This is a genomic window from Paractinoplanes lichenicola, from assembly GCF_016785085.1.
In the GTDB taxonomy this organism is placed as follows: domain Bacteria; phylum Actinomycetota; class Actinomycetes; order Mycobacteriales; family Micromonosporaceae; genus Actinoplanes; species Actinoplanes lichenicola.
The window spans coordinates 11,964-25,662 of record NZ_JAENHO010000012.1 but is presented as its reverse complement, the minus strand read 5'-3'; the positions used below and the strand labels follow the sequence as shown (position 1 = coordinate 25,662).

Below are 13,699 nucleotides of genomic sequence, written 5' to 3'. Positions count from 1 at the left end.
GGTCACCCGAGAAAACGCTCCCATTCCGAGCGCCGGTCGGCCCCGTACGCGATGTCCCGGCCGATCTCCACTGCCCGGCCCTCCCGCCGCAACTCCGCCAAGGACGGGTCGGTCTCGATCGCCGTACGGGTCGATTCCTGGCGGCGTCGCACCGTAGCCAGGACGTGCTCGCGTTCCGTCAGCCCGTACGCGTCGAGGAACCGGGCGATACGCGGCCCCCGCGGGACGACGGGCCAGCCGAGACGTGCGCACGTCTCGTCGTCGTAGAGCGGGACGAAGCGCCAGAGCGCGTACGCGACGTCCCACTCGCGGGGCCCGGGCGCGGCGGAGTCCCAGTCGATGAACGCCACCGGCCGGCCGCCGCGGTAGATCGTGTTGTAGGGGCCGACGTCGTTGTGACAGATCACCGGGCCGCCGCGGGGAGCGCCGGCCTCGACGCGCCAGCCGTCCTGACGCGTGGCCGCGAACGGGAGCGTCGCATCGTGGAGGCGGCGCAACAGCACGGCCGCTGCCGTCAGGGCCCCGTCGGAGGCCATGCCGGTCGGGGGCGCGTACGTGGTGACCTCGCCCTCGATGAAGGTGAGCACCTCGCGTCCCCGGTCGTCGAGGCCGCGGAACCGGGGCGCGCCCTCGAAACCCGCCGCCTCCAAGTGCAGCAGCAACTCGTGCACGCGCGCGTTCCGGCTGCCGGTGGCCCGCCGGACGGTGTCACCGATGCGAACGATCGGCGTCACCGTGCCACCGGCGATCGGCTGTTCGTCGTGGCCCGGAGGCTCAGTCAAGGAGGCTCCGGGCCACCTGCAGATCCGTGATCAGCACGTTGACCCAGCCCCCACGCACGGCGGCCCGGATGGCGTTGCTCTTGCGCAGGCCGCCGGCCACCGCGACCCGCCGGGGCACCCGCATCAGCGTGGCCGGATCAATACCCAGCACCCGCTCGTCGAAGGCCGACTCGATGTGCACGCCCGACGCGTCGAAGAAGCGCATGCACACGTCCCCCACCGCCCCCGCCGAGCGCAGCCCCGGCAGCTCGCTCTCGGCGAACGCGTTGCCGCTCTCGCGCAGCAGCGGCGACGGCTCGATGCTGCCCACGCCGACCAGCGCCATCGTCAGGTCGTCGCAGGCGCGCAGCACCGGCTCGATGTTGGGATCGGTCACGAACATCTGCCGCATGTCGCCCGACGCCAGCAAGCCGGGCGCGGGCAGATAGACGGCCTGGGCACCGGTCAGCGCGGCCAGGCGGCCCGTGATCCGGGTCGCCTGGGTCTGCGCCGTCACGTTGCCCACGCCGCCCAGCATCTGCACGACCTGGTCGGCGACGGGGGTGGGGCGGGGGTGCATGGCCTCGACGGTGGCCAGGATCGTCGAGCTCCACGAGGACACCCCGATCCGCTCGCCGCCCATCAGTGTCGTCTCCAGATAGACGGCCGCCGCCGAGCCGAGGGCGCGCATCACGTGACCCTCGTCGGCGTGGTCGTCGGTGTCGGCCACGATCACCTCGGTCAGCCCGTACGCCTGCTCGATCTGCTCCTCGAGCTCCGCGTAGACCCCGCGCGGGGCGATCACGGTCGTGCGCACGATGCCCAGGTCGACCGCGCGCTTGAGCAGCCGGGAGACGCGAGGCTGGGAGATGTGCAGCTGCTTGGCGATCTGCGGCTGGCGCATGCCCCGCTCGTGATACATGCGCGCCACCTTGGTCAGCAGGCGGATCTGGTCGGTGGCGACCTCGTCCACCGCGTAACGCTCGGCCACTCCCAGCCCCTCCCCGAACACCGTCGCAGCTTAGGAGAATATCCATTCACTAGCGCACGGTGAGTATCACCCGTTGGTAGTGCTTCAGGGCCGGCGTTCCGCCATCGGTCACCTCGAAGATCAGGTGAATGGTCTGCCCGGCGGTGGCGTCGGCGGGCACGGTCAGCGAGACGTTCGGCCCGGCGGTGGAAAGACCAAGAGTTCCCCCGTACGTCCCGGCGTCCGTGTACTGCCACCAGCGGTAACTCACAGCGTCGCCGTCGGGGTCGCTTCCACGTCCGTGCAGCGTGACCGATCGACCTGGCTTCAAAGAAAGATCAAGACCTTCCCGTACGGTGGCCCGCGGGTTGTGGTTGGCGTCGCGATAGCGCGGTGTCACACCCCAGTCCGCCCGCGCCGCGAAGTCGTTCTGCAGGTCGGCCACCCAGCGTGTCTGCGGGAAGGCCCGGTCGGCGGCCCCGGTGAACGTGTTGACGTCGGTTGTGTCGATCCAGCCCGACGCGTTGGGCGCGAACCGTCCGCCCCAGCCCCCGTACGTGGGGTTCTCCGACGACCGCAATCCGTTGAAGTCAAAGAGATACATGTACGCGGGGGAGTCGCCCTCGCTGATGAAGTCGTGCACGTCGTACGTGAGGTTCTGATCCGGCCGCCACCGGTTGTTCTCGTCGTCGCCGGGCGTGGGCTTGCCGTCCCGGTAGGTGCGATATCGCTCGAGCAGCGCGCCGTGCCCGTTCAGGAAGTTCGTTTCCATGTACGGGGCTTTCAAAGTCGGCTGGTACGCGGCCGGCACCTGGCGCGTCCACAGGTAGGCGAAGCTCCAGAACTGGCTCTGGTTGTCGATGATCTTGATGTCGGGCCAGTTCGGCTTGATGTAGTCGGCGAGCGTCGCATCCTGGTTGAGGATGTTGTAGATGACGACCTTCTGGCTGATCTTCCGTTGCAGCGCGGGCCAGTTCCGCGTACCGGAGTATTGGTCCTGAATCGACTTGAGCGCCCGCGCGGTCGTGTTGAGGCCGCCCCACGCCTGCACGTAGAGCGGGCCCGGCTTGCCGTCGAGGATCGTCTTCTTGATCCACTCGGAGCCCTCGGTCACCTGGGTCATCTCGCTGACGTTCGAGACGTTGCCGATCTTGTAGAGCGAGCGCAGCTCGGCCGGGGTGGGGTAGCCGGCGGCGTGCTTGCGCAGGTTCGGGTAGAGCTTCGCGTAGCGGTCGATGTATTCGTTGACCCACGCGGTGCCGGTCCAGCGGTAGGGCGCGACGTCGGCGCCGTTGCCGGCCCAGTGGTAGCGCGAGCTCGAATAGACGATGCCCGCGATGTCGAACTCGTTGGCGTAGTACAGGAACCTGATGAACGAGTCCATGTCGTCCACCTCGCCGTCCTGCGTGACGATGATCCGCGGCTGGTCCGCGCCGCGATCGTGGGCCTGGGCGGGTGCGCTGAACGCCAGGGGCAGCGTCAGGGCCAGGGCGGCGGCGGCCAGGCGGCGGCCAGATCTGCGCATGGGGAGTCCTTCCCGAGAACGCATGTGAAGCGGTGAATGAAAATTCAGCTCTGCATCGGTACCGCCCACGCACCGTAAGCGGGCGAGCCGGAGGCCGTCAAGAACGTCGATGGCTGGCGAAAAACGCGCTCTGAAGCAACACCGGAACGACCCGTTGACAACACCGACATCCAGCATTCACAGTGTGGGCATGCCCAATCGCCTATGAATGGATATTCAACATGACGGTGATCACACGCCGATTGCTCGCGGCGGCGACGGCGCTGGCGCTCGCCTCGGCGGTGACGGCCTGCTCCAAGGTGCCGGGCGTCTACGTCTACGAGAAGGACGGCCAGGCCGCCGCGGAGTCGAAGGCCACCGACCCGGCGACCTACGTCAACGACAACTGGGCGCAGAAGATCGTCCCGACCGTCCACGACAACGCCAAGGACGTCACCGAGGTCGCCGCCGCGATCAAGGCGGACCCCGACAAGGCAGGCCAGGAGCTGGGCAAACAGGCCGGCACCGGCAGCCCGTACGCGTTCATGGTCAAGGGCGAGGGCACGGTCACCGAGGTCGACACCTCCGTGCCCACCGGCCCGGTCACCGTCGAGGTCCCGCAGGCGGGCGGCGCGCCGCTCAAGGTCACGATCGCCACCGGCCCGGTCATCGCCGGCACCGCCATCCGTGACGCGGTCGGCATCGCGTTCGGCGACTTCGTCAACCAGATCGACTACGCCGAGGTCGCCAACCAGATCAACGACAAGGTCAAGACCGAGGTCGTCGCCAAGGTCGACCGGGACGCGCTCAAGGGCAAGAAGGTCGGCTTCTACGGCGCGTTCTCGTCGCTCGCGCCCGGCACGATCTTCCTCGTGCCGACCGAACTGGCGGTGCAGTGATGCCGGAGATCCTCGAAGCCAGGAACATCAGCAAGAACTACGGCGGCGTACGGGCTCTGAAGGACGTCACCTTCACCGCGTACCGGGGCAAGGTCAACGTCCTCGTCGGCGAGAACGGCGCCGGCAAGTCGACGCTCATGAAGATCCTGTCCGGCAGCGAGCAGCCGACCAGCGGCGAGATCCTGCTCGAGGGCGAGCCCGTGCAGCTCGGCAGTCCCCGCGACGCGCAGGCCCGGGGGATCGGGATCATCCACCAGGAACTCAGCCTCTTCCCGAACATGACGATCGCGGAGAACCTGTTCGCCGGTCGCGAGCTGCGCAAGGGCAGCCGGTTCGTGGACGCCGCCGGTCAGCGCCGCCAAGCCCGCGAGGTGCTCCAGCGACTCGGTCAGGACCGGCTCGACCCCGGCACCCTCGTCGGCGACCTGCCCATCGGCCAGCAGCAGCTCGTCGAGATCGGCCGCGTGCTCCTCACCGACGTACGGGTCCTGATCATGGATGAGCCGACGTCGGCGCTCTCCAACCACGAGGTCGACGTGCTCTTCGACGTCATGGGCGACCTGCGCCGGGACGACGTCACGGTCATCTACATCTCGCACAAGCTCGACGAGTTCCGCCGCATCGGCGACTGGGTGACGGTCTTCCGCGACGGCAGCCTCGTCGCCCACGAGTCGATGAGCCGCACCGACACCGGCTGGATCGTGCGCCAGATGGTCGGCCGCGACCCCGATTCCCTGTACGTGCGGAACAGCTCCCCGGTCGGCGACGTGCTGTTGGACGTACGGGGTCTGACCGTCCCCGGCACCGTCAAGGTCGACGACGTCTCGCTCACCGTGCGCGCGGGCGAGGTGGTCGGCATCTACGGCCTGATGGGCGCTGGCCGCACCGAGCTGGTCGAGACGCTGATGGGCATGCGCAAGGCGAGCGCGGGCGAGGTCGCGATCAAAGGAAAGCCGGAGCCGAAGGGCACGGTGCAGGCCCGGATGGCGGCCGGCCTGGCCCTGGTGCCGGAGGACCGGCAGCGCGACGGCCTCGTGCAGACCATGTCCGTACGGGAGAACATCCTGCTCGCGACCCTCGCCCGGATGACTCGCGGCGGGCTGCTCAACGGCGGCGCCGAGCAGCGCACGGCCAAGGACAAGGTCGGCGAGCTGGCCATCAAGATCCCCGGGCTGGGCGCGCTCGTCACCGCGCTCAGCGGCGGCAACCAGCAGAAGGTCGTGCTGGCGCGGGCCCTGCTGACCGACCCGGTCGTGCTGCTGCTCGACGAGCCCACCCGCGGCATCGACGTCGGCGCCAAGTCGCAGATCGCCTCGCTGATGGCCGACCTGGCCGCCCAGGGTTTCGGCGTCCTGTTCATCTCGTCCGAGCTGGCCGAGGTGATGGCCATGGCCGACCGGGTGCTCGTGATGGCCCGCGGCCGCGTCACCGCCGAGTTCACCGCCGAGAACGTCACCGAAGAGGCCCTCGTCAGCGCCTCAGCATCCGAGAGCGTCCTGGAGGCCGCGAAATGAAGGCATGTATGGCTGCGTCCTGGAGGGCTGGGAGAAAATGACCGACACCCACGTGGCTCCTCCGAAGAAGGCCGCGGCGGCGCCTCAGCCGGACGAGCCCAAGAACACCGCGCTGGCCCGGGCCGCCCTGCTGCTGCTGCGCGGTCGCACGCTGGTCGTGCTCGTGCTGCTGATCATCATCTTCAGCTCGATCTCGTCGGAGTACCTGACGCAGAGCAACCTGATCCTGATGACCAAGCACGTGGCCATCAACGCGATCCTGGCCATCGGCGTCACCTTCGTGATCCTGACCGGCGGCATCGACCTGTCGGTGGGCTCGATCGCCGGGCTGGCCAGCATGGTCGCGGGCGGCCTGCTGTTCAAGGGCTTCGACATGCCCGGCGGCACGGTCTTCTTCTCGGTGGCCGTGGTCATCCTGATCGGCATCGTCGTCGGCGCGCTCGTCGGCGCGGTCAACGGCGTGCTGATCACCCGGTTCAAGGTGGCGCCGTTCATCGCCACGCTCGGCATGCTCTATGTGGCCCGCGGCGCGGCCCAGCTGCACAGCGACGGCGGCACCTACCCCGACCTGGCCGGCACCGAGGCCCGCGGCAACACCGGCTTCGGGTTCATCGGCGTCGACAGCATCCTCGGCATCCCGGTCGCCGTCTGGATCATGGTCGTGGTCGCGGCGGCGGCGATCATCGTGACCACCAAGACCCCGTTCGGCAAGCGCATCTTCGCTGTCGGCGGCAACGAGCGGGCGGCGGTGCTCTCCGGCATCCGGGTCAACCGCATCAAGATCGCCGTGTACGTCATCTCGGGCGCCTGCGCCGCGCTGGCCGGCCTGCTGCTGACCTCCGAGCTGGGCGCCGCCTATCCGGACACCGCCACCACGTACGAGCTCAACGCGATCGCCGCCGCCGTGCTGGGCGGAACCGCGCTGGCCGGCGGGCGCGGCACGATCATCGGCACCGTGATGGGCGCCTTCGTCATCGGCTTCCTCAGCGACGGGCTCGTCCTCGTCGGCGTCTCCACCTTCTGGCAGTCCGTGGTCAAGGGCGCCGTCATCGTCTTCGCCGTCATCACCGAGCAGGCACAGCAGCGCCTGCAGTCCAACCTCACCAAACGCACCGCCTGATCGCCCCCGCTCCTCAGCTTTGAAGGGACACACCATGAAATATCTCCCCTCCCGCAGAGCCCTCCTCGCCGTCGGCGCCGCCTCCGTCCTGGCCCTGGCCGCCTGTGGTGGCGGTGACGACGAAGGCTCGTCCGGCAGCGGCGAGAGCGCGGCCCCGGCCGCCTCGAAGCTGGTCGTGATCATCACGCCGTCGCCCGACAACGTGTTCTTCAAGGCCGAGCAGGACGCGGCGGCCGCCCAGGCCAAGAAGCTGGGCTACGAGACGCTGGTGCTCAGCCACGACGACGACCCGACCAAGCAGAGCCAGCAGTTCGACACGGCGATCAGCCGCAAGGCCGCCGCGATCATCCTGGACAACGCGGGCGCGGACGCCTCGGTGACCGCCATCCAGCGGGCCAAGGACGCCAACATCCCGACGTTCCTGATCGACCGTGAGATCAACAAGACAGGCGTCGCGGTGGCCCAGATCGTCTCCAACAACGCCCAGGGCGCGGGCCTCGGCGGCCAGGAGTTCGCCAAGCTGATGGGCAACAAGGGCGAGTACGCCGAGCTGACCGGCAAGCCGACCGACACCAACGCGGGCGTCCGCTCCAAGGGCTACCACGGCATCCTCGACCAGTACCCGGATCTCAAGATGGTCGCGCAGCAGAGCGCCAACTGGGACCAGGCCGAGGCGCTGCAGAAGACCCAGACGATCCTGCAGGCGCACCCGAACATCAAGGGGATCATCGCCGGCAACGACACGATGGCCCTGGGCGCCTGGGCCGCGGTGCAGGCCGCGAAGAAGGACATCGTGGTCGTCGGCTTCGACGGCAGCCCCGACGTCGTCTCCTCGATCCAGAAGAAGGCGATCAAGGCGACCGTGCTCCAGCCCGCCAGCAAGATCGCGGAGATGGCCGTCGACCAGGCCGACGCCTACATCAAGGCCGGCGGCAAGACCGACCAGCCCGAGAAGCAGTCGATCGACTGCGTGCTCGTCAACCCCGACAACGCCGACTCGGTCAAGAACTTCGCCGTCGAAGGCTCCTGACCCGCTACCCGGGCGGGCCCGCCAGGCCCGCCCGGCTTGTCACCACCCGTAGAAAGGCACACCCATGCTGGTCGCCGACCCCCGTACCGCCGCCGCCTGGCGCCGATTCCGGCAGGAGTTCACCGACGCCGGCCCCGAGCGCCGACGCGAGATGCTGCGGGAGCGGGCCAACCAGTCCCGCACTACCGACCTGCACATGATCGGCCGGGCCGGCCTGGGGCACGTGGGCGGCGACATGTCCGTCCTCGACATCCTGACCACCCTGTTCTTCAGCGTGCTGCGGGTCGACCCCGAGAAGCCCGAGTGGGCCGACCGCGACCGGTTCGTGCTCAGCAAGGGCCACACCGCCGGCGCCCTCTACACGACCCTGGCCGCTGCCGGGTTCTTCGCCGACGCCGAGCTCGAGACCTTCGCCGGCCCGCTCTCCGCCCTCAACGGCCACCCCAACCGGGTCAAGGTGCCGGGCGTCGAGACCAACACCGGCCCCCTCGGCCACGGCCTGCCCGTCTCGGTCGGCATGGCCGTCGCGGCCAAGCTCTCCGGCTCGTCGCGGCACGTCTATGTGGTGCTCGGCGACGGTGAGCTGCAGGAGGGCAGCAACTGGGAGGCCGCCATGACTGCCGGGCACCGACGCCTGGACAACCTCACCGCGATCGTCGACCGCAACCGCTTGCAGCAGGGCGCGCGCACCGAGGAGACGAACACCCTCGACCCGCTGGACGACAAGTTCCGCGCGTTCGGCTGGGACGTGCTCGAGGTCGACGGTCACGACCACCTTTCCCTGTACGACGCGTTCACCGCGCCCCGCGGCGACCGGCCAACCTGCGTCATCGCCAACACTGTCAAGGGAAGAGGCGTCTCCTTCATGGAAGACCGCGTGGAGTGGCACCACAAGGTGCCGTCGACCGAGCAGATCGTCACCGCGACCGCGGAGCTGGCCCGATGAGCGCCCCCGTGCGGGAAGTCTTCGACAGCCGCGTCGCGTTCGCCGAGGAGCTGAGCGCCCTGGCCCGCGAGGACGAGCGGATCGTCGCGGTGTGCAACGACTCGGTCGGGTCGAGCAACCTCGTGCAGTTCCAGAAGGAGTTCCCCGACCGCCTGATCAACGTGGGCATCGCCGAGCAGGACATGGTCGGCGTCGGCGCGGGCCTGGCCCTCAGCGGTTACATCCCGTTCGTCTGCGGCGCCTCGCCGTTCCTGACCGGGCGCGCGCTGGAGCAGATCAAGGCGGACGTCGCCTACAGCCAGTCGCCGGTTGTCCTGTGCGGCATGAGCCCCGGCATGGCGTACGGGGAACTGGGCCCGACCCACCACTCGATCGAGGACCTGTCGTGGCTGCGCGCGATCGCCGGCCTGGACGTGGTCGTGCCGGCCGACCCCGCCGAGACCCGGTCGGCCGTGCGCTGGGCGGCCCACGCGGCCCGGCCCGTCTTCCTGCGCGTCGGCCGGTTCAAGGTGCCCGCGGTGACCGGTGACCGTCCGTTCACCTTCGGCGCGGCGACCACCCTGCGCGACGGCTCGGATGTCACGGTGGTGGCGGCCGGAACCATGGTCTCCCGCGCGCTCGAGGCCGCCGAGGAGGCCGCCGAGCAGGGAGTATCCGTGCGAGTGCTGAACATGTCGACGATCGCGCCGCTCGACGAGGACGCGATCCGGCGCGCCATGACCGAGACCCGGGGCATCGTGACCGCCGAGGAGGCCACCACGACCGGCGGCCTGGGCGCGGCCGTAGCGGCGGTCGTCGTCACCGAGCGTGCGCCGGTGCCGATGCGGCTGCTCGGCATCCACCGCGAGTTCGCGCCCACGGGCACCACCGCGTTCCTGCTCGAGCACTTCGGCCTGACCGCCGGCGACATCCGGCTGGCCGCGATCGGGCTGGCCCGCACCGATGCCTGACGACCTCGTCCTGGCTGTCGATCAGGGCACGAGCTCGACCAAGTGCCTGTTGGTCGAGCCGTCGGGTGCCGTGGTGGCGACCGGGTCGGCGGAGGTGCCGATCCGGTATCCGCGGCCGGGCTGGGTCGAGCAGGACGCGGACGAGATCCTCGACAGCGTGCTCACGGCCGCGGCCGCCTGCCTGGACGGCGTCGACCGGGGGCGGGTCGGGGCGGTCGGATTCAGCACCCAGCGCGAATCGGCGGTCGTCTGGGACAAGCGGACCGGTCGGCCGGCGGGGCCGGTGCTGGGGTGGCAGGACCAGCGGGCCCAGCCCATCTGCGACGCCCTCCGGGAGAAAGGACAAGCTGCCCGCGTACGGGATCTGAGTGGTCTGCCGCTCGACCCGATGTTCAGCGCGGCCAAGTTGCGGTGGCTGCTCGACCGTACGCCGGACGCCGCGGTCGGGACCGTCGACTCGTGGCTGCTGTTCGCGCTGACCGGCAGCCACCGGATCGAGTCGGGCAACGCCTCCCGGACGCAGCTGCTCGACGTACGGGCCGGGTCCTGGAGTGCGGAACTGCTCGACCTGTTCGGGATCCCGTCGACCGCGCTGCCGCAGGTCACCCCGTCATCCGGGGACCTCGGTGTCATTTCCGAGCGCGGGGGAGTGCTGGCCGGGCTGCCGATCACCGCCGTGCTGGGGGACTCGCACGCGGCCCTCTACGCGCACGGCTCGCAGGCTGCCGGGGGCGTCAAGGTCACGTACGGGACCGGGTCCTCGGTCATGCGACTGGGCGCGGTCGATGATCCCGGTGTCTGCCTGACCGTCGCCTGGAACGACTCGCTGGCCGCCGAGGGCAATATCCGATCGTCCGGTGCGACCGTTGCCTGGCTCGCCTCCTTCCTCGGGGTCTCGCCCTCCCGGGTAGCTGATCTTGCGGCGGATGCGTCCAGTGACGGCGTGTTTTTGGTGCCCGGCTTCGGCGGGCTGGCCGCGCCCTGGTGGGACGACACCGCGGTCGGTCTGATCAGCGGGCTCACCCTCGGCACCACGCCGGCCCAGGTCGCCCGGGCCGCCATCGAGTCGATCGCCCACCAGGTCGCCGACGTCATCGACGCCATGGGACCGGCCGACTGCGTGCTGGCCGACGGCGGGGCCAGCGGCAACGACGTGCTCATGCAGATCCAGGCCGACCTCACCGGGGTGCCCGTCCGGCGCGCCCGCACCACCAACCTGTCCGCCCTCGGCGCCGCTTTCCTGGCCGGGGGCTTCACCCCACCGATCTCGTACGACGAATTCCGTCCCCAGCCGGGCGTTTTCTCTCACCAGCGGGACGCCTGGCGCTCCGCTGTCGCCCGGGCCCGCACCCCGCACGATGGGAGCATCGCATGACCGAGTACCCCCGCTTCGGCGCCGGACTGTGGCACTTCGCCACGTACGTCGACCGGTACGCGTCCGACGGCTACGGGCCGGCCCGCACCACGCTCGACGCGATCGAGCTGGCCGGGCAGGTCGAGGACCTGTCGGTGGTCGACCTCAACTACCCCTTCACGCCCGGCGTCGGCCTCAGCGAGGTCAAGGACGCCCTGGCCGCGCAGGGGCTGTCGGCCATCGGCATCACGCCCGAGATCTACCTGCGCAAGTTCAGCCGGGGCTCCTTCACCAACCCCGACCCCGGCGTACGGAAGGCCGCCCTTGATCTGATGCACGAGGCGGCGGGCATCGTGCGCGAGCTCGGCGCCGACTACGTGAAGATCTGGCCGGGGCAGGACGGCTGGGACTACCCGTTCCAGGTCGACCACCGCACGCTGTGGAAACTGGCCGTCGACGGCATGCGCGAGCTGGCCGGGGCGCACCCGGATCTCAAGTTCGCCATCGAATACAAGCCGCGCGAGCCGAGGGTGAAGATGACGTGGGACTCGGCGGCGCGGTCGCTGCTCGGCATCCAGGAGATCGGGCTCGACAACGTCGGCATCCTGCTCGACTTCGGGCACAGCCTTTACGGCGGCGAGTCACCGGCCGACGCGGCCCAGCTGATCATCGACCACGGCCGCCTCTACGGCATGGACGTCAACGACAACCTGCGCGGCTGGGACGACGACCTGGTGGTGGGCACCGTCCACCTGACCGAGATCTTCGAGTTCTTCCACACGCTGCGCAAGAACAACTGGGACGGGGTGTGGCAGCTCGACCAGTTCCCGTTCCGCGAGGACAGCGTCGACGCGGCCAACACGGCGATCGGCACCCTCAAGCGGATCCATCGGGCGCTCGACCGGCTCGACACGGCATCGCTGGCGGAGGCGCAAGAGCGGCAGGACGCCATGGCCGCCCAGCGCATCGTCCAGAACGCCCTCTTCGGCGAAGTCGACTAGCCCGCCACCCCTCCCGTCCACCGCCCCTCCGCCAACCCGCTCCTGTTCGCCGATTTATCCCTTTTCGCTGCGAAGACCGGGAGATCACATGCGTTTCCATCGCGCACTTTCGATCGCGGTCGCGGGAATCGTGGGTGCGGCCGCCCTGGCCGCCCCCGCTTCCTCCGCCCCCTCTTCCTCCTCCGGGCACATTTCGGGCAAACCCCGAACCGTCGTCACCACCGACATGGAATCCGACGACATCGCCTCGCTCGTGCGCTACATGCTCTACACCAATGAGCTCGACACGCGGGGCATCATCTACAGCAGCAGCAAATTCCACTGGGCCGGCGACGGCAAGGGCACCGAATTCTTCCTGCCCAACCGCGAATACAAGACCCCGCAGACGTCGTGGCGCTGGACCGGCTCGACGACGATCGAGGACCAGATCATTCCCGCGTACGCGAAGGTCTATCCCAACCTGCGCAAGCACGACGCGGCCTATCCGTCACCGGCTCACCTGAAGTCTTTGGTGCGGCTCGGCAACATCGCGTTCGAGGGCGAGATGGCTGCGGACACGCCCGGGTCGAATCTGATCCGGGATCTGCTGCTCGACAACGATCGGCGGCCGCTCTATCTGCAGGCCTGGGGCGGAACGAGCACCATCGCGCGGGCGTTGAAGTCGATCGAAGAGCGCTATTCCGGTACTGCGGGGTGGCCTTTCCTGCGCGCCGCGGTGTCGAAGAAGGCCGTCATTCTGGCCAGCGGGTTCCAGGACGAGACCTACGCGAACTACATTTCCCAGGCGTGGCCGGCGCTTCGGGTTGAAGAGCTGTCGGCGGGCTATGCGACGTGGGGCTTCAACTGCAACAACAACGGCCAGGGCAACGTACGGGGTCTGCCAGCCGACCGGGTCTATTTTACCGGTGCCTGGATTCGCCGGAACATCCAGATCGGGCCGTGGGGTTCGCTTTACCGCTCGTGGCTCGACGGGCAGACCACACCCGGCGACCCGCTCGACGTGTTCGGCGATCCGGTCAAGGCGCCCGGCGGCTGGTGCAAACCGATGGGCCCGTACGACTTCCTGTCCGAGGGCGACAATGTCGTGTTCAACCAGCTCCTCCGTACGGGCCTGGAGAACCCGGCCGACCCGGCGATCGGGGGCTGGGGCGGCCGGGCGTACCAGGTGTCGGCGTCGCCCAACCTGTGGAAGCTCGTCGCCACCGAGAAGGACGCGACCGGCGCCGACGTGGCCAACCTGACCACGCTGCGCTGGGCGGCCGCGGCCCAGAACGACTTCGCGGCCCGCATCCAATGGACGCTGACGCCGCGCTGGTCGCAGGCCAACCACCCGCCGTCGGTGCGGATCGCCGCGGGCGACTCTGTGCGGGCCCGGCCCGGCGCGACCGTGTCACTGGCAGCCAAACTGTCCGACCCCGACGGCCGTAGGGTGACCGCCTCGTGGTGGCAGTATCGCGAGGAAGGCACCTACCCCGGCCTGGTCGGCATCACGGCCCGGGGGTCGTCGGCTTCCGTGAAGATCCCGGCGGACGCCAAGGCCGGCCAGACGGTCTCGGTGATCCTGCAGGGCACCGACAGCGGGACGTTCCCACTGACCCGGTACGACCGGGTGACCATCCGCGTGGTGTGACTTCTCGTCCGGCGCTGCCC

12 protein-coding genes are annotated in these 13,699 nt (G+C 69.4%); 9 read left to right on the top strand and 3 right to left on the bottom strand.

Annotated features, from left to right (window positions below):
* Window positions 1-2: 2 nt before the first annotated feature.
* From JKJ07_RS35820 to JKJ07_RS35810, 3 genes are read right to left on the bottom strand one after another with little or no spacing between them, the layout of a single operon-like run.
* Window positions 3-782, bottom strand: a complete 780-nt coding sequence (locus JKJ07_RS35820; protein ID WP_202996410.1) for a phosphotransferase — start codon at window positions 780-782, stop codon at window positions 3-5.
* Window positions 775-1,773 (bottom strand): sugar-binding transcriptional regulator, encoded by a 999-nt coding sequence (locus JKJ07_RS35815; RefSeq protein WP_307834580.1) that lies wholly within the window; start codon window positions 1,771-1,773, stop codon window positions 775-777. Before JKJ07_RS35815 ends, JKJ07_RS35820 begins: the two co-directional genes overlap by 8 nt.
* A 28-nt stretch (window positions 1,774-1,801) precedes the next feature.
* Window positions 1,802-3,256, bottom strand: coding sequence for a DUF1593 domain-containing protein (locus JKJ07_RS35810; protein ID WP_202996409.1), 1,455 nt, complete (start codon window positions 3,254-3,256; stop codon window positions 1,802-1,804).
* Window positions 3,257-3,477: 221 nt separating this feature from the next.
* On the opposite strand from JKJ07_RS35810, the gene JKJ07_RS35805 reads away from it, so the two are divergent.
* The 9 genes from JKJ07_RS35805 (at window position 3,478) to JKJ07_RS35765 (ending at window position 13,679) form a co-directional block, all read left to right on the top strand.
* Window positions 3,478-4,134 (top strand): DUF2291 family protein, encoded by a 657-nt coding sequence (locus JKJ07_RS35805; RefSeq protein ID WP_202996408.1) that lies wholly within the window; start codon window positions 3,478-3,480, stop codon window positions 4,132-4,134.
* Window positions 4,134-5,648: a sugar ABC transporter ATP-binding protein gene (locus tag JKJ07_RS35800; protein ID WP_202996407.1), complete on the top strand. Its 1,515-nt coding sequence runs from the start codon at window positions 4,134-4,136 to the stop codon at window positions 5,646-5,648. The genes JKJ07_RS35805 and JKJ07_RS35800 overlap by 1 nt, the downstream gene beginning before the upstream one ends.
* Window positions 5,649-5,685: 37 nt before the next feature.
* A complete protein-coding gene (locus tag JKJ07_RS35795) occupies window positions 5,686-6,768 on the top strand; it encodes an ABC transporter permease (protein WP_202996406.1) in 1,083 nt (360 codons plus the stop codon).
* Between the two features lie 34 nt (window positions 6,769-6,802).
* Entirely contained in the window at window positions 6,803-7,798 is a 996-nt protein-coding gene (locus tag JKJ07_RS35790) for a D-ribose ABC transporter substrate-binding protein (RefSeq protein WP_202996405.1), read from the top strand.
* A 64-nt stretch (window positions 7,799-7,862) separates the two neighbouring features.
* Window positions 7,863-8,744 (top strand): transketolase, encoded by an 882-nt coding sequence (locus JKJ07_RS35785; protein ID WP_202996404.1) that lies wholly within the window; start codon window positions 7,863-7,865, stop codon window positions 8,742-8,744.
* Window positions 8,741-9,694, top strand: a complete 954-nt coding sequence (locus tag JKJ07_RS52315) for a transketolase family protein (RefSeq protein ID WP_202996403.1) — start codon at window positions 8,741-8,743, stop codon at window positions 9,692-9,694. The genes JKJ07_RS35785 and JKJ07_RS52315 overlap by 4 nt, the downstream gene beginning before the upstream one ends.
* A complete protein-coding gene (locus tag JKJ07_RS35775; protein ID WP_202996402.1) occupies window positions 9,687-11,069 on the top strand; it encodes an FGGY family carbohydrate kinase in 1,383 nt (460 codons plus the stop codon). The genes JKJ07_RS52315 and JKJ07_RS35775 overlap by 8 nt, the downstream gene beginning before the upstream one ends.
* Window positions 11,066-12,049, top strand: a complete 984-nt coding sequence (locus tag JKJ07_RS35770) for a sugar phosphate isomerase/epimerase family protein (RefSeq protein WP_202996401.1) — start codon at window positions 11,066-11,068, stop codon at window positions 12,047-12,049. Before JKJ07_RS35775 ends, JKJ07_RS35770 begins: the two co-directional genes overlap by 4 nt.
* Before the next feature lie 88 nt (window positions 12,050-12,137).
* On the top strand, window positions 12,138-13,679 hold the full coding sequence (locus tag JKJ07_RS35765; RefSeq protein ID WP_202996400.1) for a DUF1593 domain-containing protein: 1,542 nt from the start codon (window positions 12,138-12,140) through the stop codon (window positions 13,677-13,679).
* Window positions 13,680-13,699: the final 20 nt, after the last annotated feature.